24 protein-coding genes are annotated in these 23,287 nt (G+C 70.2%); 18 read left to right on the top strand and 6 right to left on the bottom strand.

What is annotated here, in order from left to right; genetic code table 11:
• Window positions 1-37 precede the first annotated feature (37 nt).
• The 6 genes from PV646_RS08235 to PV646_RS08210 are packed head-to-tail and all read left to right on the top strand — an operon-like array spanning window position 38 to window position 5,779.
• Complete coding sequence (locus tag PV646_RS08235; protein WP_500340840.1) at window positions 38-343, top strand: hypothetical protein; 306 nt, start codon at window positions 38-40, stop codon at window positions 341-343.
• Complete coding sequence (locus PV646_RS08230; RefSeq protein WP_500340839.1) at window positions 340-3,531, top strand: hypothetical protein; 3,192 nt, start codon at window positions 340-342, stop codon at window positions 3,529-3,531. The genes PV646_RS08235 and PV646_RS08230 overlap by 4 nt, the downstream gene beginning before the upstream one ends.
• The gene (locus PV646_RS08225; protein ID WP_500340838.1) at window positions 3,531-3,950 is read left to right on the top strand and encodes a hypothetical protein; all 420 of its coding nucleotides are present in this window, start codon (window positions 3,531-3,533) and stop codon (window positions 3,948-3,950) included. The genes PV646_RS08230 and PV646_RS08225 overlap by 1 nt, the downstream gene beginning before the upstream one ends.
• Window positions 3,947-4,930: a hypothetical protein gene (locus PV646_RS08220; protein WP_500340837.1), complete on the top strand. Its 984-nt coding sequence runs from the start codon at window positions 3,947-3,949 to the stop codon at window positions 4,928-4,930. Before PV646_RS08225 ends, PV646_RS08220 begins: the two co-directional genes overlap by 4 nt.
• Window position 4,931: 1 nt before the next feature.
• Window positions 4,932-5,378 (top strand): hypothetical protein, encoded by a 447-nt coding sequence (locus PV646_RS08215; protein WP_500340836.1) that lies wholly within the window; start codon window positions 4,932-4,934, stop codon window positions 5,376-5,378.
• A complete protein-coding gene (locus tag PV646_RS08210) occupies window positions 5,378-5,779 on the top strand; it encodes a hypothetical protein (protein ID WP_500340835.1) in 402 nt (133 codons plus the stop codon). Before PV646_RS08215 ends, PV646_RS08210 begins: the two co-directional genes overlap by 1 nt.
• Before the next feature lie 3 nt (window positions 5,780-5,782).
• Here PV646_RS08210 and PV646_RS08205 read toward each other — a convergent pair whose 3' ends face one another.
• The 4 genes from PV646_RS08205 to PV646_RS08190 form a co-directional block, all read right to left on the bottom strand.
• Entirely contained in the window at window positions 5,783-6,655 is an 873-nt protein-coding gene (locus PV646_RS08205; RefSeq protein WP_500340834.1) for a 1,4-dihydroxy-2-naphthoate polyprenyltransferase, read from the bottom strand.
• A gap of 48 nt (window positions 6,656-6,703) precedes the next feature.
• Window positions 6,704-7,804: a DUF8814 domain-containing protein gene (locus PV646_RS08200; protein WP_500340833.1), complete on the bottom strand. Its 1,101-nt coding sequence runs from the start codon at window positions 7,802-7,804 to the stop codon at window positions 6,704-6,706.
• 79 nt (window positions 7,805-7,883) lie between these two features.
• Entirely contained in the window at window positions 7,884-8,915 is a 1,032-nt protein-coding gene (menE, locus tag PV646_RS08195; protein ID WP_500340832.1) for an o-succinylbenzoate--CoA ligase, read from the bottom strand.
• Between the two features lie 26 nt (window positions 8,916-8,941).
• Window positions 8,942-9,844, bottom strand: a complete 903-nt coding sequence (locus PV646_RS08190) for a 1,4-dihydroxy-2-naphthoyl-CoA synthase (RefSeq protein WP_500340831.1) — start codon at window positions 9,842-9,844, stop codon at window positions 8,942-8,944.
• Window positions 9,845-9,915: 71 nt separating this feature from the next.
• On the opposite strand from PV646_RS08190, the gene menD reads away from it, so the two are divergent.
• From menD to PV646_RS08175, 3 genes are read left to right on the top strand one after another with little or no spacing between them, the layout of a single operon-like run.
• On the top strand, window positions 9,916-11,487 hold the full coding sequence (gene menD, locus PV646_RS08185; RefSeq protein ID WP_500340830.1) for a 2-succinyl-5-enolpyruvyl-6-hydroxy-3-cyclohexene-1-carboxylic-acid synthase: 1,572 nt from the start codon (window positions 9,916-9,918) through the stop codon (window positions 11,485-11,487).
• Window positions 11,488-11,541: 54 nt separating this feature from the next.
• Window positions 11,542-13,050, top strand: coding sequence for a M1 family metallopeptidase (locus tag PV646_RS08180; protein ID WP_500340829.1), 1,509 nt, complete (start codon window positions 11,542-11,544; stop codon window positions 13,048-13,050).
• Window positions 13,051-13,090: 40 nt separating this feature from the next.
• Window positions 13,091-13,837, top strand: a complete 747-nt coding sequence (locus PV646_RS08175; protein WP_500340828.1) for an SDR family NAD(P)-dependent oxidoreductase — start codon at window positions 13,091-13,093, stop codon at window positions 13,835-13,837.
• Window positions 13,838-13,994: 157 nt separating this feature from the next.
• Here the strand turns inward: PV646_RS08175 and PV646_RS08170 are convergent, their stop codons facing one another.
• Window positions 13,995-15,227, bottom strand: coding sequence for an isochorismate synthase (locus PV646_RS08170; RefSeq protein WP_500340827.1), 1,233 nt, complete (start codon window positions 15,225-15,227; stop codon window positions 13,995-13,997).
• 78 nt (window positions 15,228-15,305) lie between these two features.
• On the opposite strand from PV646_RS08170, the gene PV646_RS08165 reads away from it, so the two are divergent.
• The 7 genes from PV646_RS08165 (at window position 15,306) to PV646_RS08135 (ending at window position 20,122) form a co-directional block, all read left to right on the top strand.
• On the top strand, window positions 15,306-15,737 hold the full coding sequence (locus tag PV646_RS08165) for a DUF3592 domain-containing protein (RefSeq protein WP_500340826.1): 432 nt from the start codon (window positions 15,306-15,308) through the stop codon (window positions 15,735-15,737).
• A gap of 9 nt (window positions 15,738-15,746) precedes the next feature.
• Complete coding sequence (paaA, locus tag PV646_RS08160; protein ID WP_500340825.1) at window positions 15,747-16,685, top strand: 1,2-phenylacetyl-CoA epoxidase subunit PaaA; 939 nt, start codon at window positions 15,747-15,749, stop codon at window positions 16,683-16,685.
• Window positions 16,682-16,966, top strand: coding sequence for a 1,2-phenylacetyl-CoA epoxidase subunit PaaB (gene paaB, locus PV646_RS08155; RefSeq protein WP_090065945.1), 285 nt, complete (start codon window positions 16,682-16,684; stop codon window positions 16,964-16,966). Before paaA ends, paaB begins: the two co-directional genes overlap by 4 nt.
• 64 nt (window positions 16,967-17,030) lie before the next feature.
• Window positions 17,031-17,915 carry a 1,2-phenylacetyl-CoA epoxidase subunit PaaC gene (gene paaC, locus PV646_RS08150; protein WP_500340824.1) on the top strand — a complete coding sequence of 295 codons (885 nt, stop codon included), beginning with the start codon at window positions 17,031-17,033 and terminating at the stop codon, window positions 17,913-17,915.
• Window positions 17,909-18,403, top strand: a complete 495-nt coding sequence (gene paaD, locus PV646_RS08145; protein WP_500342328.1) for a 1,2-phenylacetyl-CoA epoxidase subunit PaaD — start codon at window positions 17,909-17,911, stop codon at window positions 18,401-18,403. The genes paaC and paaD overlap by 7 nt, the downstream gene beginning before the upstream one ends.
• Window positions 18,404-19,459, top strand: a complete 1,056-nt coding sequence (gene paaE, locus PV646_RS08140) for a 1,2-phenylacetyl-CoA epoxidase subunit PaaE (protein ID WP_500340823.1) — start codon at window positions 18,404-18,406, stop codon at window positions 19,457-19,459.
• 42 nt (window positions 19,460-19,501) lie between these two features.
• Window positions 19,502-20,122: a YrzE family protein gene (locus PV646_RS08135; RefSeq protein WP_500340822.1), complete on the top strand. Its 621-nt coding sequence runs from the start codon at window positions 19,502-19,504 to the stop codon at window positions 20,120-20,122.
• Here the strand turns inward: PV646_RS08135 and PV646_RS08130 are convergent.
• Window positions 20,107-20,943 (bottom strand): inositol monophosphatase family protein, encoded by an 837-nt coding sequence (locus PV646_RS08130; protein ID WP_500340821.1) that lies wholly within the window; start codon window positions 20,941-20,943, stop codon window positions 20,107-20,109. The two genes, PV646_RS08135 and PV646_RS08130, sit on opposite strands and share 16 nt — an antisense overlap.
• A 144-nt stretch (window positions 20,944-21,087) precedes the next feature.
• Between PV646_RS08130 and PV646_RS08125 the strand changes: the two genes are divergently transcribed.
• Window positions 21,088-22,161: a glycosyltransferase family 4 protein gene (locus tag PV646_RS08125; RefSeq protein WP_500340820.1), complete on the top strand. Its 1,074-nt coding sequence runs from the start codon at window positions 21,088-21,090 to the stop codon at window positions 22,159-22,161.
• 5 nt (window positions 22,162-22,166) lie between these two features.
• A complete protein-coding gene (locus PV646_RS08120; RefSeq protein WP_500342327.1) occupies window positions 22,167-23,255 on the top strand; it encodes a glycosyltransferase family 4 protein in 1,089 nt (362 codons plus the stop codon).
• Window positions 23,256-23,287: the final 32 nt, after the last annotated feature.

The raw sequence follows: 23,287 nt of genomic DNA, 5'->3' as shown, positions 1-23,287 counted from the left end.
GCGTGACCTGAGCACCTGAGTCCGCAGGGGGGACGCTGTGACGTCGCTGTTCACCGACGCGGCCGAACTGCGCGCGTACGCCGAGTACCTGCGCACAGAGGCCAAAGAGTTCGACACGATCCGCAAGTACGTCCACGCCACGGCGTGCGACAAGGCGGGCTTCACGGGCCTGCTCGCGTTGCTGCAGCCGGGCGTGGACGTCGTGAGGGCGTTGTTCGACGAGACCCTCGACTTCGGCACGTCGAAGCTCGAGGGCGCGGCGACGGCGGTGGACGCGTCGGCGAAGGTCTACGAGGACATCGACGCCGCTCAGCGGCGGATCTTCGACGGGCTGCTGAAGTGACCACGGCGTACCACGCGCCGCGTCCGGTCAGCGCGTCGCTGAAGCAGCCCGACGTCGACACGGCGTCGTTGAACGACGTCCTGCGCGACCAGGGGTGGGGCGTCCAGGCGGTCAACTGGGTGTTCGAGGCCGTGACCGGCGAATCGCTGGTGTCCGCGATCATCACGCCGATCACCGGCGACTGGTCGAAGATCCGTGCCGACGGCGACGCGTGGCGCATGGTCGGCAACGCCATGAACGACGTCTCGTACAACCTCACGGACGCCGTGGGCAAGGTGCGCGACCACTGGGACGGTGACGCGGCCCGCGCCCACGAGAAGTACATCGCGCTCGGCTGGAAGGCCGGCCTGCTCGCCGAGATGGGCGTGGCCCAGCTGATCGCGAAGGGCTTCGACACCGTCGCGTCCGGCGCCGAGGCCCTGGGCAAGCAGGCCGCGCGCCTGCTCGACTACCTGGTCAACAAGCTGCTGGAAGCCGCCGCCACCGTCTGGATCCCGGTCGCGGGCTGGATCAAGGCCGCCGAGATGGTCTGGAACGCCTACCAGATCTACCGGCGCGTCATGGACATCATCGAGACGGTCCAGAAGCTCATCTCCGACGTGAAGGCGCTCTTCGACGCCGTCGGCCGCGTCTTCTCCGCCATCGGCAAGCTGAAGGACGCCGACTCCCTGGCCGAGGCGATGAACGCCACCCAGGAGGTGGCCGAGGCGGGCCGAGACGTCCGCAACGCCGTCAACGACATCCACGACGACTTCGGCTCCATCAAGGAGTCGGCCACCGAGATCGCCGACCGAGGCCGTGACATCGGCTCACAGGTCCGCGAGGTCTACACCCCGCCCGGCGGCACCGAGGACACCAAACCGGCGGCAGTCTCCGCCGTGACACCCGGCGGCGCCCCCGTGGCACCTCCTCCGACGCTGCCCGCCGCACCCGACGCCCCAACCACCCACACGGCGGCCGCCGCAGGCCCCACCGCCGCGGCCCCGCCCTCGCTGGGCGGCGGCGGAGGCGGCGGAGTGCCTCACACGGCTTCCGGCGGCGCGCCCGTGGGTGGCAACCCCGGTTCCGGCGGTGCCCCGCCCCGCCCGGACACCACCACGCACACGGCAGGCGCGGCCCCCGCCGCAGCCCCGCCGTCGACGAGCCAGACCCCCATGGGCGGCGCGATGCCGATGGGCGCCCCGATGGCTCCAGGAGCAGGTGGCGGCGACCAGACCAGGAGCTCCGGCTCCCGTCCTGGCGCCGGCGGCGTCCCGGCCTTCCCGAGCGCGGGCACCCCGGCCGGTACCGCGAAGCCCACCGGCCTGCCGTCACCTCCCGGCGCGGGCCTCCCGACCCCGCCGAGCCAGGGCACGCCGTCCAGCCAGGGCACACCGCCCGCCGGCACCGGTGGCCGGCCGAGCACGGGCCTGCCGACACCGCCGTCCGGGGCGGGCTCGCACCCGGCGCCAGGCTCGCACCCGGCCTCGGGTTCGCACCCCACGCCGGGTTCGCACCAGACTCCGGGTTCCACGCACCCGACTCCGGGCGCTGGGGGCACGCACCCCGGTGGCTCGGGCCTGCCGACCCCGCCGAACTCCGGTGGCTCCGGCTTGCCGACCCCGCCGAACTCGGGTGGCTCGGGCCTGCCCACGCCTCCGAACTCGGGTGGCTCGGGCCTGCCCACGCCTCCGAACTCCGGCGGCTCCGGCCTGCCCACGCCTCCGTCCAGCCCCGGCACGCACCCGACCCCGGACCACCCGACCGCCGGCTCCGGCACGGCGACGGCCCCACCCAGCGGCGGCGGTCTTCCCTCGCCTCCCGGCCACCCGACCCCGAGCGCGGGCGGCGGCTTGCCGTCGCCTCCCGGCCACCCCGCGCCCAGCACCGATGGTGGCCTGCCGTCGCCTCCGGGACACCCGAGCCCCAGCGGCACGGACCACTCGACGCCGTCCAGCACCACCCCGACGGACCCGTCGACCCCGCGCCCCCACGACACGACGCCCTCGCACGACGGCGGCACGCGTCCGCACGACCCCACGCCCACGGGCTCGACCGACACCAAGCCCCACGACGCGCCGGACAGCACCAAGCCCCACGACACGACGCCGAGCGACCCCGGCACCAAGCCGCACGACGCGTCCACCCAGCCGCACGACAGCGACACCCGGCCCCACGACGCGACGCCGTCGCACGACGCCGACCCCAAGCCGCACGACACCGACACGCGGCCCGAAGACGCCAAGCCCCACGACACCGACCCGAGCGGTGCCGAGGACGCCCGGCCCCACGACCCCCAGCCGGACCACGACACCCCGGCCCCCCACGACACCGACCCCAAGCCCGGCAACGACGACGCCACCCCCGGCCACACCGAGAGCGGCGAGTCCACGCCACCACCCACCGCGCCCGACCTCAAGGGTCACTTCGACGCGGCGGCGATGGCGGCGCAGGGTCAGGGCTACCAGCATCAGCTGGAGCAGATCCTGCCCAACCAGGCCGACCGCGACCGCTACGTCGCGCTGAGCCAGGAGCTCTCCACCAACCTCAGCCCGCAAGAGGCCCAGCACGTCGCCGACGTCCGCAACCAGATCACGGTCGGCAGCGGCGACATCGTCACCAAGGCCCTCAACCCGAGCGCGGTCAGCACCTACCTGCCCGACACCCCGCACGCGGCCGGCAGCCAGAAGGAGACCTGGCAGAACCAGATGGGCGGCTCGGTCGCCCGCGGTCAGGACGTGGTCGACGTCAACACCCCGCAGGGCCTGCGGGACAGCCTCGCGCTCGACGACAAGGGCCAGGGCTGGACCCCGATCCCCGCGGGCGCGCAGGAGGCGATGCAGCTCCGGTACGAGGTCACCCCCCAGAACGAAGCGGCGCACAACGTGCCGTTCGGCGGGCCGAAGAAGGACACGCCGGACTTCACCCAGCCCGGGCCGTACGGGGCGAACGAGTACCAGTCGCCGCAGGAGAAGGCGCACTACGAGGCGTCGCAGCAGCAGATGGCCGCGGCGGGCGGTGCGTCGAAGCCCTATGACGGCTTCGACCCGTTCACCGGCACCGGCTCGACGATGGGTGGCATGCCGGAGTGGCGCGTCGACGGCGGCACACCGTTGCCCGATCGTGCCGAGATCTGGCAGGTCAACGCGGACGGCTCTGAGAAACTGCACGCCGTGTACGACCGCAAGTTCGGCTGGACGAAGCTCTGATGACCCAGTACTCCCAGGAGATGGCCGAGTACCGGGGCGAGACGTTCTTCGCCGGTGCCGAGGGCGAGGACCACGTCTGGATCCGCAAGGTCCCGGGCGTCGCCTACGAGCAGAACGACGGCTTTCAGACGTACGGCAACCGTGAGCTCAAGACGGTTGCCGTACGAGACCTGGACGCCTGGTATCGGGAGACCTGCACGGCGACGTGGCGCGGCCAGCCGTTCAACGTCGTCGCCACGAACGACGGCAAGGCCGAGGCGGGCTACGCGGGCGGCGAGTACGTCTGGGCCGCGCAGAACGGGCTCGAAGGCGACCAGTACAACGGCTACCGGGCCACGCTAGACGCAGACGAGCTCGAGAACGTGCAGGTCGACCGCACCGACTTCCTGGCGCGGTGGAAGGAGAAGAACCCGGGATGAGCACCCCACAGGCCGTGCGCAAGGCGGCCGGCATCGGGCCGGAGACGATCCTGCAGAAGATCGTCCACCCCGCGATCGCGCAGCTCTACCTGGGCAACGTCGTGGTGCCCGGCAAGTTCGAGCCGCACCGGGCCGCCGGGTTCGTGACGCGCGGGCAGGACTTCCCGCAGGGCACCTCCGACCAGTTCGCGGAGGCGTTCGGCGTCGACAAGGTCGCGGACTGGCCGAGCGGCACGCAGTACCTGCTGCGCTTCCTCGCCCACACCACCGAACTCTTCGACACGAGCTTCGGCGGGCCGACGCTCGACGGCGCGCAGAAGATGGGCACCACCCGCGTCTACCCGGTCCCGTTCACCGGCACCGGCTACACGCCGAGCGCGAACCCCATCCCCGAGTACGTCATGGAGCTCGCCGAACTCCCGGCGGGCACGGAACTCTGGCGCTTCGAACCGGACGGCACCGGCCGCAGCGTCGGCAAGTACCTCCACCGCCAGGTCGGGTGGATCCCCACCTCCGACGTGGGCTTCGGTCCCGGAAGGTACTGGCAGGCACCGGTTCCGCACCGGCCGACCGTCCGTCGTGGACTGATCGGCCGCTACCGGGGCCAGGACTTCGACGTCGACTTCGGGCCCGCGCCCGGGAACGTCCTGCTGCACCCGCTCGCCGGCCACCCCGCTCCGCCGGACTTCACCGAGGAGAACGGCGCCCAGTTCCTCGAGGTGCCCAACGCGGTCGTCGAGGACCTCCAGCTGGTCCGCACGCTCTGCACGTACCGCGACGCGGAGTTCGAGATCGTCGGTGTCCTCGGCGACCAGGCCGTGCTGCACTTCGTCGGCGAGAACTACGAGACGGCCCAGGCACTCGGTCTGTCCGAAGTGGACTTCCGGCAGTGGCGGACCGTCGCGCAGCGCAGCGAGGTGACCGACATCCGCGGTGACGCCAGGCCGATCCAGCGCGGGCTCTTCGCCAGGGAGAACTGAGATGACCACCCCGAACGACAGCTGGAAGTCCGCGGAACTGCGCGCCGCCGAGGCTCAGGTCGACGCGCGTTTCAAGGAGGCGCAGGACCTCGCGAACCGCCTCAAGGACACGCCGCTGCCGCCCGTCCCGCCCGTCGACTTCAAGGCGATCGCGCAGCAGGTCGAACGAGCCGCGCAGGAGCGGGACGCCCCCGAACAGCTCAAGGCGTTGAAGCGCAAGGTCGACGCGGGCGAGTTCACCTGGGAGGACGTCGTCTCCGGCAAGGCCGCGCAGGACCCCGACGTGCAGGCCATGCAGCAGGAGAACGTCAACAAGATGAAGCAGGCGTTCCAGATGCTGCAGGAGGGCATGACCGCCGAGGAGATCATGGACGCGCAGCGGCCGCGCCGTGGTGGAGGCGACGACGACCAGCTCGACCCGGACATCTTCACGGAGGACAAGTGGTGATGACGGCCTGGCGGACACCGGACATCTTCGCGGCGGAGGACTTCCTGCGCAACGCCGTCGCCGAGACGGATCGCGCGATGAAGACCGCTCAGCAGGGCCTCAGGGGCAAGGAACCGTCCACTGAGGACATCCGCAGGGTGATGCAGTTCGCGAAGTCGAGCGACGCCTCACCGGCGATGCGTCAGCTCGCGGACCGCATCGCACGCGGCGCCGGCCTCAGCTGGCGTCAGGTCCTGACCGGCGAGGCGGCCCACGACCCGCTGGTGCGCCAGGCACTCGACGCCGACCGCGCCCGCCTCGACGAGCTGATCAAGGGTGAGACGGCCCCGCCGCCACCTCCGCGCAAGCCCGTCAGGACGGACGACGACGAGCCCCTGCAGTTCACCGAAGACGCCTGGTAGCCCTCAGTCCAGCACCAGAGCGACGCTGACCAGCACGGCCCACGCCAGCATCGCGATCCCGGTGAACTGCAGCACCGGGATCAGGTCCTTGCCGCCACGCCCGGCGGCCACCCGGCGCACGGCGGGCAGCAGGATCGGCGCCGCGAGGAACCCGAGCAGCGCGTACGGCACCCGCACGACCATGCCCAGCGCGATCAGGAACGGCACCGCGATCAGCGCCAGGTACAGCCGGCGGGTGTCCTTGTCGCCCAGCACCACGGCCAGCGTCCGCTTGCCCGTCACGGAGTCCGTCGGGATGTCGCGCAGGTTGTTCGCCACCAGCACCGCGGCCGAGATCGCGCCCATCGCGATGGACGCCCCGATGCCGATGCCGGTGATCTCCCCGGTCTGCACGTACAGCGTGCCCAGCACCGCGGCCGGGCCGAAGAAGAGGAACACCGCGATCTCGCCGAGGCCCGCGTAGCCGTACGGACGCTTGCCGCCCGTGTAGAACCACGCCCCGGCGATGCACACGGCACCGAACCCGAGCAGCCACCAGTACCCGGACAACGCCACCAGCACCACGCCGGCCAGCGCGCCGACGCCGAGCGAGATGAACGCCGCCAGCCGCACCTTCGCGGGTTCCGCGGCACCGGAACCGGTGAGGCGGAACGGCCCCACCCGGTTGTCGTCCGTGCCGCGGATGCCGTCGGAGTAGTCGTTCGCGTAGTTCACGCCCACCTGGAACGCCACCGACACGACGAGCGCCAGCACCGTGTAGAGCGCGTTGAACTCGTCGATGTGGTGCGCCGCAGCCGCTCCGACCACGACCGGGGCGATCGAGTTCGGCAGCGTGCGCGGGCGGGTCCCCTGGATCCACTGGACGACTGAGGCCATGCCCCACATCCTCCGGTATGACGCCTGAGGACCCGCCGAAGGGGTGTATCAGCAGGCAGTGGCGCCCGAGACGCCCGCCACGTACGCCTTCGCGATGTGCTTGCCGGACGCGATGCGGTACCAGACGTTCGACGTGCCCTGGGTGCCCGACACCGACTCGCCGGTGAGCTGGCACGTCACCCTGACCTGCGCGTAGTTCGCGGCCAGCCCCACCTGCGAGGACGAGGAGTTCGCGCCGCTGCGGACGTTCACCGTGCCGTTGGCCGCAGCCGTGCGCACCGTCCCCAGAGGACCGGAACCGGTCCACAGGTACGTCACGGTCACCCACGCGTTGTTGGTCAGCTTGAGACCGTCCCAGAACGTGCCGTCGGCGAGGTCGATGCCGGCCGGGTTCGCGGGCTTGCGGCCGAACTGGTCCTTGCCGCCGTTGTAGCCGTCCTCGTACGCGGCCTGCGCCTCGGGCTTGCCCTGCGGCAGGTCCTTCCACATCTCGCGAGTGGCGGACGGGTTCCAGTAGTCGTCCTTGGTGTTCCACGGGCCGACGTCCCACACCGGCGCCCACTCGCAACGGCCGTTCGACGCGCACACCTGCACGCTGTAGTTGCCGGAGTTCTTGTTCGCCAGCCCACGCCGCGACGGCAACGCCACGAAGTGGTCGCGCGACCGGATCACGTGCCCGTTCGCCGTGGTGCCGCCGACAAGTCCCTCGCGCGTCGCGTACACCCGGTACGAACGTCCAGCAGCGGCAACGGAGATGTCGTCCGCCGCCACGGTCACGGGTGCCTGCGTCGCCGTCAGCTTCACCCGCGATGCTTTGCCGCCGCTCAAAACCACGCGCGTCTCGATCGTGGACGTGGTCACCGGCAACGTCGCCGGCGCCTCCAGCCACTCGGTCCACTGCCCGTCCGCGCGCAGACCGCGCACGTCGACCACACCATCGCCGGTCACCGCCGCCGTGACCGCGTTGGCGGGTTGCGCGAGTCTGTGCGTGCCGAGCTCGATCAGGCCCGTGCGAGGCGAACCGCCCCACGTGACGGCACGGCCGCTCACGTCGGCGGCCCACTCGTTCGAGGCCGGGGCCGCCTGGGCGGGAGACGCCAGTCCGGCCGCCAATGCGGCGCCCGCGACCAGCGGTAACAGGTAGCGCATGAAGAAACCCCCATCGCTAACGCACGCGGCCAGAGTTTCCGCGCGCTTCGCGGCGAGGGTTGTCCTCAGCGGTAAAGGTTCACCTAAATGAGGCGACCACGGCCGTCCTGTCGACTTTGCCGGGCCCGCGCAACGGCAGTTCGTGCACGAACCGCACCAGCTTGGGCGTCGCCACCCGCCCCACGGCCTCGGCCACGACCGCCTTCAGTTCCTCGACCGAGGGCTCCACACCGCGCGTGACGACAGCGGCGGCCACGACCTGGCCCCACTCGTCGTCCGGCACGCCGACCACACACGCCTCCAGCACGCCCTCAACGGTCGCCAGGGCCCGTTCCACCAGCACCGGGGGCACCTTCTCGCCGCCGGTGACGATCACGTCGTCAGCGCGCCCCAGCACCTCCAGCCGCCCGTCGCGCAGCCGCCCGAGGTCGCCGGTGCGGAACCACTCTCCGAACGGTTCCGCGCTGCCGCGGTACCCAAGCGCCAGCACCGGCCCACTGATCTCGATCAGGTCGTCGGTGCGCAACGACACGTCACGCAACGGCGAGCCGTCGTACACGCACCCGCCGGACGTCTCGCTCATGCCGTACGTCGTGACGACCTGCACGCCCAGAGCGCGCGCCTGCTGCAGGAGCCTCGGCGGGGTCGCGGCCCCGCCGATCAGCACGCCGTCGAACTGCCGCAGCGCCTCCAGCCCCGGTCCCTCGCTGATGACGAGCCGCGAGAGCTGGGTCGGCACCAGTGCGGTGTAGTGGCGGCCGGGCTGGGCCAGCACCGGCCGGGCGGCCAGCGCGAAACCCATGGCGCGGAAACCGCCTGACATGTCGAGCACGCCGGGCGTGGTGCCGGCGACGATCGACCGCACCAGCACCTGGACACCCGCGATGTGGCTCGTGGGCAGCGCCAGCAGCCACGTGCCGGGCCCGCCGAGCCGCTCGTGGGTGGCTTCCGCGGACGTCGTCAGCGCGTCCGCGTCGAGCAGCACCGTCTTCGGCTCGCCCGTCGACCCGGAGGTCGGCACGCCGAGCACGGCCCGCTTCTCCCAGCCGTCGAGAGGGCCGTCGACCAGGGGTTCGCCGCCGTGAAGCGCAGCGCGCAGTTCGTCGAGCACGGGCACCTGCCCAGAAATCGTAGGGATCAGAAGTAGTACGGGTAGTTCGACCAGTCGGGATCGCGCTTCTCGAGGAAGGAGTCCCTGCCCTCGACGGCCTCGTCGGTCATGTACGCGAGCCTGGTCGTCTCGCCGGCGAAGATCTGCTGTCCCACCAGACCGTCGTCGATCAGGTTGAACGCGTACTTGAGCATGCGCTGCGCGGTGGGCGACTTGCCGTTGATCTCGCGCGCCCACTGCAGGGCCGTCGTCTCGAGCTCGGCGTGCGGCACGACCTCGTTGACCGCGCCCATCTTGTACATGTCCTCGGCGGAGTACGTGCGGCCGAGGAAGAAGATCTCGCGGGCGAACTTCTGCCCGACCTGCCGTGCCAGGTAGGCGGAGCCGTAGCCGCCGTCGAAGGAGCCGACGTCCGCGTCGGTCTGCTTGAACTTCGCGTGCTCGGCGCTCGCGATCGTGAGGTCGCACACCACGTGCAGGCTGTGCCCGCCACCCGCGGCCCACCCCGGCACGACCGCGATGACGACCTTGGGCATGAACCTGATCAGGCGCTGGCACTCCAGGATGTGCAGCCGCCCCGCGCGTGCCGGGTCGACGCTCTCGGCCGTCTCACCGGAGGCGTACTGGTAGCCGCTGCGCCCGCGAATCCGCTGGTCACCGCCACTGCAGAAGGCCCAGCCGCCGTCCTTCTCGCTGGGGCCGTTGCCGGTCAGCAGCACGCACCCGACGTCGGACGACATCCGCGCGTGGTCCAGCGCCCGGTACAGCTCGTCCACGGTGTGCGGCCGGAACGCGTTGCGCACCTCGGGCCGGTTGAACGCGATGCGGACGGTGCCCTGGTCGAGCGCGCGGTGGTAGGTGATGTCGGTGAAGTCGAAGCCCTCGATCGGCTTCCACAACGACGGGTCGAAGAGCTCCTGATCTGCCACGCGGGAGACTCTAAGCGCCGGAGGCTGAGACCAGCGGGCGACCTCTCAGGTGTCCCGGTGACAATTGAGGGATGAACCCGTCCACGACGCAGGCGAGGGTGATCGTCGACGAACTGGTGCGCAACGGCGTGCGTCACGTCGTTCTGTGCCCCGGTTCGCGCAACGCCCCGCTGTCGTTCGCGCTGCACCAGGCCGAGCAAAAAGGCCTGCTCACGGTGCACGTGCGCATCGACGAGCGCAGCGGCGGATTCCTCGCGCTGGGCCTCGCGAAGACCGGTGAGCCGGCCGTGGTGACGTGCACCAGCGGTACCGCCGTCGCGAACCTGCACCCGGCCGTGATCGAGGCGCAGCTCACGAACGTGCCGTTGATCGCGCTGACCGCCGACCGCCCGGTCGACCTCTACCGCACCGGCTCCAGCCAGACGATCAACCAGCACGACGTGCTCGGCATCCCGACGCTGCACATGCCGGAGGGTGCCGAGGAGGCCGTGACGCGGTCGTTGATCTGCCGTGCCATCGCCACGGACGGTCCGTCGCACGTCAACGTGCCTTTCCGACCGCCGCTGACGCCCTCGGACGACGCCTGGCCGTCGTCCGAGCGTGGTCCGTGGACGGAGACGGATCGCACGTTCACCGTCGAGTCCCGCCCCTCCGACCTGCCCGCCCGCACGCTGGTGCTGCTCGGTGACGACCGTCCGGAGCGGCTGCTGGCGGCGTCGCGGCTCGGCTGGCCGGTGATCGCCGAGCCGACCGCTCCGGGTGGTCTGCGTCACGGGTCGTTGCTGCTCAACGTGGGCCTGCCGGAGCACCTGCGGCCCGAAGCCGTGCTCGTCGTGGGGCGCGTCACCCTGTCGAGGGGTCAGCAGGCCGTCCTGGGAGCCACTCCAATCGTCCACGCCGTGGGTGATCAGGCGCAGTGGCCGGACGTCCAGTTCACCGCCACCCGCGCGTCCACCTGGCTGCCTGAACCCGCTTTCGTGGACGGCGAGTGGCTGCAGGCGTGGCAGAGCGCGGTGAAGAACGTCAGCGTGGCCGTCGACGACCTGCTGGACGCCGCGCCGTGGCCGACCGGCCTGCAGGTCGCGCGCGACCTGGTGCAGGCGATGCCGTCGGGGTCGCTGCTGTTCGTGGGCTCGTCCAACCCGATCCGCGACGTCGACTTCGCCGCGGAACGCCGTCCGGACGTCGTCGTGCACGCCAACCGGGGTGCCGCGGGCATCGACGGGAGCGTGTCCACGGCCATCGGGCTCGCGTGGCAGCACGAGGGACCGGCGTACGCGCTGATGGGCGACCTGACGTTCCTGCACGACAGCAACGGCCTGCTCGCCGACCGCCTGCCGGACCTCACGATCGTCGTGCTGAACGACGACGGCGGCGGAATCTTTTCATTGCTGGAACAGGGCGCCCCGGAGTACGGCAGCAGTTTCGAAAGGATTTTCGGCACCCCGCACGGGGCTGATCTGACCGCTTTGTGCGCGGGCTACCGAATTCCGCACTCCACAGTGGACGACCAGGAGGAGTTCCGTAGCGCGATTGCGTCACCGAAAGGCCTCCAAGTGGTCGAAGTGCAGGCAAAACGTGACGAACTGCGCGCACTGCACCAGCGTCTCAAGGCGACTGTGTCAAACGTTTTCACCAGATAGGAAACATACGTAAGTCGGTGGCTCCCTCAAGATCGTCTGGTTAGCGTCCGCCGCATGCCGATCAGATCCAAGGCGACGGCCGCGGTGGCGTCCGCGGCCGCGATGACGCTCTTCGCGGGGACGGCGCTGGCGGCGTCTCCAGGTGCCCCCGGCGCCGGTGACCCGTACTTCCCGACCTACGGGAACGGCGGGTACGACGTCTCCCACTACGACATCAGGCTCAGCTACAACCCGACCGGCGACCTGCTCTCGGGCACGACCACGATCCTCGCCAAGGCGACCGAGGACCTCACGCAGTTCAACCTGGACTTCCTGCTCAAGGTGAAGTCGGTCCGGGTCAACAACGTGGCGTCGTCGTTCGTCTCCGACAACGGCGAGCTGACGCTCACCCCGCGCGGCGGCGTCCGCAAGGGCCAGGACCTGACGATCGTCGTCACCTACGCGGACACCCCGTCCACGGTGAAGGACCGCAACGGCTTCACGGCCTGGACGAGGACCGTCGACGGCGCCCTGGCCATCGGCGAACCGGAGATCGCCTCCTGGTGGTTCCCGTCCAACGACCACCCCACCGACAAGGCCACCTTCGACGTCAACGTCGCGGTGCCGAACGGCGTCGAGGCGATCTCGAACGGCACCTTCGTCGGCCAGACCCGCCAGATCAACGGCTACACGCGCTGGAACTGGCGCAGCACCAAGCCGCAGGCGACGTACCTGACGTTCCTGACGATCGGCCAGTTCGAGCTCCGTCAGGGCACCACCCCTTCGGGCCAGCCGTACGTCAACGCGTACTCCGAGCGCCTGGGCGACAACGCCGACGCGGCACGCGCGAGCATCGAGCGCACGCCCGAGGTGGTCGAGTTCCTGGAGGAGAACTTCGGCCCGTACCCGTTCGAAGCGCAGGGCGGCGTCGTGACTCCGAACCTGGGCTACGCCCTGGAGAACCAGACCCGCCCGACCTACGACACGGGCTTCTTCCGCCGTGGCGCCAACACCTACGTGGTCGCGCACGAGCTGGGCCACCAGTGGTTCGGCGACTCCGTGTCCGTGCACCACTGGCGCGACATCTGGCTGAACGAGGGCTTCGCCTCGTACGCGGAGTTCCTGTGGTCCGAGCACGTCGGTGAGGGCACGGCACAAGAGAACGCCGACTACACCTACGACCTGTACCCGGCGGACAGCGAGTTCTGGAACGTCCTGCCCGGCGACCCCGGTGCCGGCGCGGTCTTCGACGGCGCTGTCTACGACCGCGGCGCCCTGGCCGTGCACGCCCTGCGCGTGGCCGTGGGCGACGAGAAGTTCTTCGAGATCCTGAAGACCTGGGTCGCGGAGAAGAAGTACTCGGACGCGACGATCGAGGAGTTCATCGCCACCGCGGAGCGGGTCTCGGGCCAGCAGCTCGACCAGCTGTTCCAGACGTGGCTCTTCACGAAGGGCAAGCCGGCGGAGGCACCGGGCCGTTCGGCCGACGTCGCCTCGAAGTCGCTGTCGGTCGCCAAGGCCGCGGAGCCGAAGTCGCGCGCCAAGATCCAGCTGACGCACGAACTGCTGGACGCGCACAAGTAAGTCGGTAGCGCACGACGCCGGTGACGAGCACGATCGACGAGTGAACCCTCGCGTCGCGCTCGTCACCGGCGCCGGCTCCGGAATCGGCGCCGGAACGGCCAAAGCCCTGGCAGCCCAAGGTCATCACGTGGCCGTGGTCGATCTCACCGACCGCGCGCACGTCGCCGGCGAGATCACCGACTCTGGTGGCACGGCCCTGGCGGTGCTCGCCGACATCAGCGACCCCGACGCCGTGACCAGAGCCGTCGACGAGGTGACGACCCGGCTGGGACCGGTGGAGATCCTGGTCAACAACGCCGGTTTCGCCAGGGACAACATGGTCCTCGACATGCCGCTCGCCGACTGGGACGCCGTGATCGACACCCACCTGCGCGGCAGCTTCCTGATGCTCAAGGCCACCGCGCCGGCCATGCGCGACGCAGGCTGGGGCCGCATCGTCAACATCTCCAGCATCTCCGCCCTGGTCGACGACGACCGCGCCAACTACGTCGCGGCCAAGGCGGGTCTGGAGGGCTTCACCCGTGCGACGGCACTGGACCTCGCCCCGTTCGGCATCACCGTGAACGCGATCGGCCCCGGCGTGATCGTGACGGAGATGACCAAGGTGTCCGCGGCCCGTGCCGGGCGCACGCTCGACGAGCACGTCGAGGTGCAGCGGAAGTCGATTCCACGCGGTCGCGTCGGCACGCCCCACGACATCGCACGCGCCGTGTTGTTCTTCGCGGCGGAGGACGCCGACTACGTGACGGGCCAGGTCATCTACGTCAGTGGCGGGCCGCACGGCTGACCCGGTTCACCGTTTTCGCCCGAACGAGCCCGTATTCGGGAAATCTGCGCACAGTCGCGATGGTCGAGTGTCGATCCTGCTCTGGGAGTACGAGAAGGCGATGCCGATCGCCTACTGCGGCCGGTGAGGGGCACCACCGCCTGGCGCGCCTTCGTGACTAAAGCCCTTCGAGGGCCTCACGCATAGGCCGCATCTTGGCGTGCGCCTCCTGGACCTCGATGTCCGGATCCGAGTCGGCGACGAGCCCGCACCCGGCGAACAACCGGGCCGTGGACCCGGAGATCTGCGCGCACCGCAACGCGATCCCGAGCTCTCCGTCCCCGTTCCCGTCGATCCACCCGACCGGCCCGGCGTACCGCCCGCGATCCATCCCCTCCAGCTGGGAGATCAGCTGAGTGGCGTCCAGCCGGGGCGTCCCGCCCACAGCGGCGGTCGGATGCACGGCCTCACCAAGGCGCAGCAACGAGGTCGGCGCCTCCAGAGTCCCGATCACGTCCGAAGACAGATGCGAAACGTTGGGCAGCCTCAAAATCGAAGGTCCCTCGACGGACATGGTCGTGCAAAAGGGCCGCAACGTCTCCGCGAGAGAGGTGATCGCGTAGTCGTGCTCTTCCAGGTTCTTCTCCGACGACATCAACGCCGCCGCGAGTTCCTCGTCCGAAACGCCGTCGTGCGGCCAGGTCGTGCCGGCGAGCACGCGCGAGTCCACGACCGACCCGGTCCGGCGCAGCAGGAGCTCCGGCGTGGCCCCGACGAGCCCGTCCACCGCATAAGTCCAGCACTCGGGATAACGCCGTGCGAGACCTTGCAGCACGAACCGCTGGTCCAGCCGACGGTCGGTCACGGCGATGAGGTCGTGCGCCAGCACCACCTTGTCCAGGTCGCCGCCGCGCATCCGCCGCACTGCCCTGCGCACGGCCTCGCGGTACTGCGTGACCGGCAGTTGCCCGTTCGAGTACCGGACCGAAGAAGGTCGTGAGAGCGGCGCTACCAGCGGCGCGGTGTCGGAAGCGCCGATCGTGGTGATCCACTGCTCGCCGTTGCGGCGGCCCACGACCACCTCGGGCACGATCAGCACCGAGTCGCCCGGCGAGTCCGCGAAGGCCATCGAGACGAACGCCACGGGGCCGCTGCCCGGGACGTCCAGCGTGTCGTCGACGTCGAGGTGGGCGCAGAACTCCCGCCACCACTTGTCCGCCTGCGCGAACCGGTCCGGGCCGCTGACCTCGAGTCGCGCTGCCTCGCCCCAGCCGACCAGACCGGACCCGTCCCGCACCCAGGCGAGCGCGCGCTCGGGGTCCGGCAGCAGTCCGAGCAGGTCACCGGCGGTGTCGCGCCGGGACCGGACGCGGATTCGCTGCCGTGCTCGCGATGTCGGTGCTGAGGTCACGCTCCGACTTTATGGAAACGAACCTGAAAGCGCGGCATCCGCCCGCCTCTAGACTTCTCAGTTGTGGTGGAGGACGCAGTGACCAAGTCGCCCCGCGGTGTGCGCGTCCGCCGTGCGGTCTGCAAGGCCTTGTTCGTCGTCGGTGGCGTGATCACGCTCGTGTGCGTGCTCCTGCCCATCGCCTGTTGGCGTGACGACGTGGCCATCGAGCGGTCGATGGGGCAGGCGGTCGCTCAGGTCGACTCCGTGTCCTTCAACCGCACCGTTGTGCGCTACGCCACACCGGACGGGCGCGTGATCATCCCGTCCCAGGGCGTGCTGTACCCGGCGGGGCTCAACGTCGGGGACAACGTGCGGGTCGAGTACGACCAGACGAACCCCGAACTGACGCGCGTCGCCGGACGCACGGCGGTGCTGAGCTTGCTTCCCGTCGGAACCTTCCTCGTGTCCGTCTGGATCGTCATCGCAGCGGTTGTGACAGTTCTACGCAGATTCGGCACTCGGGTGTAACATCGGGGCATGGCGGATGACCTGGAGCTGCGCTTCGAGCGCACCGTGCAGTCCGAAGCGCGCATCGAGCCGCGTGACTGGATGCCCGACGGCTACCGCAAGACCCTGATCAGGCAGATCGCCCAGCACGCGCACTCCGAGATCATCGGGATGCAGCCGGAGGGCAACTGGATCAGCCGCGCTCCCTCGCTGCGCCGCAAGGCGATCCTCCTGGCGAAGGTGCAGGACGAGGCGGGCCACGGGCTGTACCTCTACTCGGCGACCGAGACGCTCGGCGCCGACCGCGAGGACCTGACGACCAAGCTCATCGAGGGCCGTCAGAAGTACTCCTCGATCTTCAACTACCCGACGCTCACGTTCGCCGACGTCGGCGTCATCGGGTGGCTCGTTGACGGTGCCGCGATCTGCAACCAGGTGCCTCTGTGCCGCACGTCCTACGGGCCGTACGCGCGCGCCATGATCCGCATCTGCAAGGAGGAGTCGTTCCATCAGCGTCAGGGCTACGAGCTCCTGATGACGATGATGCGCGGCACCCAGCAGCAGAAGGACATGGTCCAGGACTCGGTGAACCGCTGGTGGTGGCCGGCGCTGATGATGTTCGGCCCGCCGGACTCGGAGTCCACGAACACCGAGCAGTCCATGGCGTGGCGGATCAAGCGCGACACCAACGACGAGCTGCGGCAGAAGTTCGTGAACATGAGCATGCCGCAGGCCGCGGCGCTCGGCGTGACCTTCCCCGACCCGGACATCAAGTGGAACGAGGAGCGCGGGGAGTACGACTTCGGCCAGCCGGACTGGGACGAGTTCTGGCAGGTCGTCAAGGGTGGCGGGGTCTGCAACGAGCAGCGCATCGCCCACCGTCGCAAGGCGCACGAGGACGGTGCGTGGGTCCGCGATGCCGCGGCCGCGCACGCCGCGAAGCACGCACGTAAGGAAGGTGCCGCGTGAGCACGTCTTGGCCGCTGTGGGAAGTGTTCGTGCGCGGCAAGCGCGGGCTGAACCACGTGCACGTCGGTTCGCTGCACGCGCCGGACGCCGAGATGGCACTGCGCAACGCCCGTGACGTCTACACGCGCCGCAACGAGGGCGTGTCGATCTGGGTCGTGCCCGCCACGGAGATCACCGCCTCGTCGCCGGACGAGAAGGACCCGTTCTTCGCGCCGGCGGGGGACAAGGTCTACCGGCACCCGACGTTCTACGCGATTCCCGAGGACGTGCCGCACCTATGAAACTCGGGTGCGGGTGTCCCGCAAAACACAGTGACAACGCCTCACCCCGCGATTGGTCGGCCTGATGAGCTTCGACAACGCATACGAGTCCTTGCTGGGTGGCGAGGACGCGCACTGGGCGTTCGGCACGGGCTTCTCGGAGGCCCTGACCGGTGTGAACCGCGAGTTCCCGGCCGGCGTCGACAAGGACGCCCTCGCCGCGTACTGCCTGATGCTCGGCGACGACGCGCTGATCTACTCGCAGCGGCTCTCGGAGTGGTGCTCGCGCGCTCCCGAGCTGGAAGAGGACATCGCGCTCGCCAACATCGCCCTCGACCTGCTGGGCCAGGCCCGCATGCTGCTCACGCGCGCCGGTGAGGTGCTGGGCAGGACCGAGGACGAGCTCGCCTACCTGCGCGACGAACGCGAGTTCCGCAACGTGCACCTGGCCGAGATCGACTGCGGTCCCGGTCCCGGCGGTGACTTCGCGGCGACCATCGCGCGCCTGCTGGTGTTCTCGTCGTGGCGGCTCGCCCTGTTCTCACGTTTGCGCGGCTCGGCCGACCCGGTCCTCAAGGCGATCGCCGAGAAGGGCCTCAAGGAGCTGGCCTACCACCGCGACCACGCCGCCCAGTGGGTCGTCAGGCTCGGCGACGGGACCGACGAGTCCCACCGCCGCATGCAGGCGGGCCTCGATCGCGTGTGGCCGTTCGTGGACGAGCTGTTCGCGACGCACCAGGTCGAAGTCGTCCTCCAGGGCGTCGCCGTCGACCCCGCGTCCCTGAGGTCCGAAGTGGACGGCGTGCTGGAAGCGGTGCTGAGCGCCGCCGGCCTCACCCGCCCGACGGATACGAAGGCCGCCCGCGTCGCCGGCATGGCCGGTCGCGACGGCGTGCACACCGAGACCATGGGTTACCTGCTGGCCGAGATGCAGCACCTGCACCGCTCGCTGCCCGGAGCGGTCTGGTGACGACGGCACTGGAGGTCGCGTCGGCCGTGCGGGACCCGGAACTCCCGGTCCTCACGCTCGCGGACCTCGGCGTGCTCCGCGAGGTCTCCGTTCAGGACGGTCGCGTCGTCGTCACCATCACCCCGACCTACTCGGGCTGCCCCGCGATCGACGAGATGGGCGCTGACCTGCGCCGATCGCTCGTCGGGGCGGGCTTCGAGGACGTCGAGGTGCGCCTGTCGCTCTCCCCGGCCTGGACCACGGACTGGATCAGCGAGGAAGGCCGGGAGAAGCTGGCCGCCGCCGGCATCGCGCCACCGTCGCGCATCGGCCCCGTCGCCGCGGGCCCGGTCCCGCTGAACCTGGTGCCGCCGTCACGCCAGGTCGCCTGCCCGCAGTGCGGCTCGCTGAACACCCAGGAGATTTCACGGTTCGGCTCGACCGCGTGCAAGGCGCTGCGCCGCTGCCACGCCTGCGCCGAACCGTTCGAGCACGTCAAGGAGATCTGAGTGGCGCCCAAGAATGGGAAGCGAGGGGCTGCCTTCCACAAGCTGACGGTCGCCCGCGTCGACCGCCTCTGCGACGACGCCGTGGCCGTCACGTTCGACGTGCCCGAGGACGTGTCGGAGGAGTTCGCCTTCACCGCCGGCCAGTACCTGACCGTGCGCCAGGGCGACGAACGCCGCTCGTACTCGATCTGCGCTCCCACCGGCGCCGCCCCGCGCATCGGCGTGCGCCGCGTCGACGGCGGCCAGTTCTCGACCTGGCTGGTCGACCGCGTCGCCCCCGGTGACGTGCTGGAGGTCCTGCCGCCGCTGGGCAAGTTCACGCCGTCCGGCACCGGCACGCACCACGGCCTGGTCGTCGCGGGGTCGGGCATCACCCCGGCCCTGTCGATCGCCGCGACCGTCCTCGCGACGGGCGCCCGCGTGACCCTGATGTACGGCAACCGCAGCACGAACACGGTGATGTTCGCGGACGAGCTGGCCGACCTGAAGGACCGCTACCCGGCCACGTTCCAGCTGATCCACGTGCTGTCCCGCGAACCGCGCGACGTCGAACTGTTCACCGGCCGCCTGACCGCCGAGAAGCTGACGGCGCTGTTCGGCAGCGTCGTTCCGTTCGACGCCATCGACGAGTGGTGGCTGTGCGGCCCCTACGAGATGGTGCAGGACGCCACAGCCGTGCTGCGCGATCGTGGCGTGCCGACGGATCGCGTGCATCACGAGCTCTTCTACGTGGACGAGCCGCCGCCCCCTCCGCGCCGCACGGAAGCCGTCATCGACGCGGCAGCCTCCGTCACGGTCGTGCTGGACGGCAAGACGACCACCCTGCCGCTGCCCGCCGACGAGCCGATCCTGGACGCCGCCCAACGCGTCCGCGCCGACCTGCCGTTCGCCTGCAAGGGCGGGGTCTGCGGCACGTGCCGGGCGCTCGTCACCGAGGGCACCGTCGAGATGCGGCGCAACTACGCCCTCGACGAGTCGGAGGTGGCTGCCGGGTTCGTGCTGACCTGTCAGGCCCTGCCGACCAGCGAGTGCGTCACGGTTGACTTCGACGCCTGAGTTTCCGCACGAACGGCCGATGAACATGGCACGATCGACGTCATGGTGGTCGTCCGTTCGGCTCTCTGGGGTGCCCTGATCGGCACCCTGCTCATGGGCGTCCTCACCGCGGTCATGGACGCGTCCGTCCCCAGTGACAAGCCGCCGTCCTCGCCCGTCATCACCTTCTTCGCGATCGCCTTCGTCGCCGTCCTGCTGGGCGGCATCCCGGGAACCGTCGTCGGCACCGTCGTGGGCGCCATCCGCAGCTCGGTCCAGCGGCCGCGCCGGCAGCCGCTGCCGATGCACCCGCCGTTCCCGCAGCAGCCCTTCGACATGTGGTCCGACCTGGTCGAACGCTGTTCCGAGTCGACACGCAGGGTCGCCGCGGCGGTCCAGACCGTGCCGAACTCACCCGCCAAGGACTGGCTGCAGCGCATCAGCGGGCAGCTCGCCGCGGAGCTCGACGACGTGCGCGGCATCGCCCAGCTCGGCAGGGCGCTGGGGGCCGTCGACCGGCAGCACCCCGTCTACCAGCGGCTGCTCAAGGCCACGCACGACTTCCACGCGTTCGAGAACGAGGTCGGACGGGTGGCGCTGCAGATGTTCGACCACCCGGAGTTGGACGAGGCCCGCACGCACCTCGAGATGCTGGAGAACCAGCTTCCTCAGCTGTCGACCTGAAGCGCCGACTGCCACCAGCCCAGCACCTCGTCCGCTGCTTCGGGAGCGGCCACCAGAAGTCCGTCCACGGGCAGTTGGGCGCCCTCGCCGCGTCGGTCGAGCACGACCGCTCCCGACTCCACGGCCAGTGACACCGCACCAGCGACGTCCCACTCGTGGTAGCCGTGCAGGACAGCAGCTGCAACGTGTCCCAGCGCCACTTGTGCGACGGCGAGACACTTCGAGCCGAGCACGCGAACGCCCGTACCGGCTATCGCGGCCTTGGAGATGAACTCGCCCATGCCAGGCCACGGCCCGGTGCGCGTCATCTCGGTGCACACGACAAGAGAGTCGCCTTGGCGTTCGGTCAGACGAACCGGCGTGCCGTTCGCGCGCATGCCACGGCCACGAGCGGCGGCGTAGATCTGCGAGCGGTACGGATCGGCGACGACACCGACGACGGGGCCCCAGCGGTCCACCAACGCCAGGCTGTAGGCGCACCACGGCATGCCCGCGGTGTAGTTCGCGGTGCCGTCGACGGGGTCGACGACCCAGCGGAACTCGGAGTCGCTCGGGGTGTCCCCGTCGTCGGAGTTCTCGCAGAACACGGGGATCGAGGGGAACTCGGCGGTGAGCACGCGCCGGGTGTGGCGTTCGAGGGTGCGGTCGGTGTCGGTGACCCAGTCGAACGGGGACTCGCCGGAGTCGGGACGCACGCCGCGGCCGGCGGTGGCCATGATGACGTCCGAGGCGTCGTTCGCCAGGCGGCCGGCGACTTCCAGCGCGATGGACACCAGTCCGGGGTCTACCGGCTGCGCGGGGCGGGACGACAAGACGGTCATGCTGGCCTAGTTTCACCGCGCCGTGTGTCCGGAAACCGAAGCGCAGATGACGAATCGACGATCACCTGGCCACGACGTGAGGTGTTCCGTCCGCGTCAAATCTGAGGTCACGCGGACTTCATGCGGGCACCCCATGGTGTCCCTGTGCGCGTAGCGATCGTGACCGAGAGCTTCCTGCCCCAGGTCAACGGAGTCACCAACTCGGTGCTCCGGGTCCTGGAGCACCTGCGCCGCAACGGACATCAGGCGATGGTCGTTGCGCCGGGCGCGGGTGCCGACGAGCACCACGGCACGCCGGTCGTCAGAGTGTCGACGGTCGACGTGCCCAGGGTGACGAGTCTCCCCATCGGCGTGCCGAGCCCGAGAGTGCTGCACGCGCTGGCCGACTTCCAGCCGGACGTTGTGCACCTCGCCTCGCCGTTCGTGCTCGGCGCCTACGGCCTCAGAGCGGCCCGCAAGCTCGACGTCCCGACCGTCGCGGTCTACCAGACCGACGTGGCCGGGTTCGCCGGCAGCTACGGCCTGGGCCTCACCAAACGAGCCGCGTGGCGCTGGACCAGACGCCTCCACTCGCTGGCGGACCGCACCCTCGCCCCGTCCAGCTCAGCGGTGCAGGCGCTGGAACACCACGGCGTCCCGCGCGTGCACAGGTGGGGCAGAGGCGTCGACATCGACCTCTTCCACCCGCGCCCCGGGCACAACGACGAGCTCACCATCGGCTACGTCGGCCGCCTGGCCCCGGAGAAGCAGGTCTCCCGACTCCGTGAACTCCACGACCTGCCCGGCGTGAAGCTCCGCATCGTCGGCGACGGCCCGGACCGCGAGCAGCTCGAGAAGGACATGCCCGACGCCGAGTTCCTGGGCTTCCGCACCGGCCAGGAACTGGCCGAGGCCTACGCCTCCCTCGACGTCTTCGTCCACACCGGCCCGCACGAGACGTTCTGCCAGGCCGTCCAGGAAGCCCTCGCCACCGGCCTGCCGGTGCTCGCCCCGAACGCGGGCGGCCCCCGCGACCTGGTCCGCCACGGCCGCACCGGCTACCTCTTCGAGGACGACATCGCGCAGTACGTGGACCTCCTGCGCGACCCGCTGCTGCGCAAGCGCTTCGGCCTGGCCGCGCGCAAGTCCGTCCTGACCCGCACCTGGCCCGCGATCTGCGACGAACTGATGGGCCACTACGCCGCGGTCATCGGACTAACGCACCAGGCGGCCGCTTGAGGATCGTGCAACTGGCCAACTTCTACGGCCCCAAGTCCGGCGGTCTCCGCACGGCGCTGCACCACCTGGGCACCGGCTACGCACAGCTGGGCCACGAGGTGGTGCTCGTCGTACCGGGCGCCCACCGCGCGGACGAGGAACTACCGGGTGGTGTCCGCCGGATCACATTGCCCGCGCTCAAGATCCCGTACACCGGCGGCTATCGGGTGGTCGACCCGTGGCGCGTGAAATCGTTGGTGGAGCAGCTGAAGCCCGATCGCCTGGAGGTGTCCGACCGCCTCACGCTGCGGGGCATGGGCGCCTGGGCGAGCGAACGCGACATCCCGAACGTCGTCATCTCCCACGAACGCCTGGACCGCCTGCTCCGGTTCGTGCTCCCCAGCACTCCAGCCGAACGGGGCGCGGACTGGGCGAACCGCCGCATGGCCGCCTCCTACGACACCGTCGTCTGCACGACGGCGTTCGCCCGCGAGGAGTTCGACCGGATCGGCGCGACGAACGTGGCCCAGGTACCCCTCGGCGTGGACCTCGCCACCTTCACGCCGAGCCGTCACTCGGCAGACCTGAGACGTGACCTGTTGCAGGGCAAGGAGAACCTGCTGATCCACTGTGGACGCCTCTCGCCCGAGAAACACGTCGAACGCTCCGTGGACACCCTCGCCGAACTCCACGAACAGGGCCACTCCGCCCGCCTGGTCATCGCGGGCGACGGCCCGAGACGCACCTCCCTGGAGAAGCGGGCGGCGAACCTGCCCGTGACGTTCCTGGGCTTCGTGAAGTCGCGTTTGGACGTTGCCGCGCTCCTGGCCTCGGCGGACCTCTCCCTGGCACCGGGCCCGCACGAGACGTTCGGCCTGGCGGCCCTGGAGGCACTGGCCAGCGGCACCCCGGTCGTGGTCAGCCGGAGCAGCGCCCTGAAGGAGATCGTCCAGCCGTCCTGCGGAGCGGCGGTCCCGGACCACGCCGAGGCCTTCGCGCGTGCTGCTCAGCACCTGCTGGAGTCGGGCTCACGGGAGGCCGCGAGGGCCCGAGCCGAGCAGTACCCGTGGCACGCGGCGGTGGGCGGCATGCTCACCGCGCTGAAGGTGCCCTGAAGAAGATCTCAGCACCCCTGACCTAGTCTCTA

The organism is Streptomyces sp. ID05-26A, assembly GCF_033794685.1.
In the GTDB taxonomy this organism is placed as follows: Bacteria; Actinomycetota; Actinomycetes; order Mycobacteriales; family Pseudonocardiaceae; genus Lentzea.
This window is presented reverse-complemented; position numbering and strand designations above follow the sequence as displayed.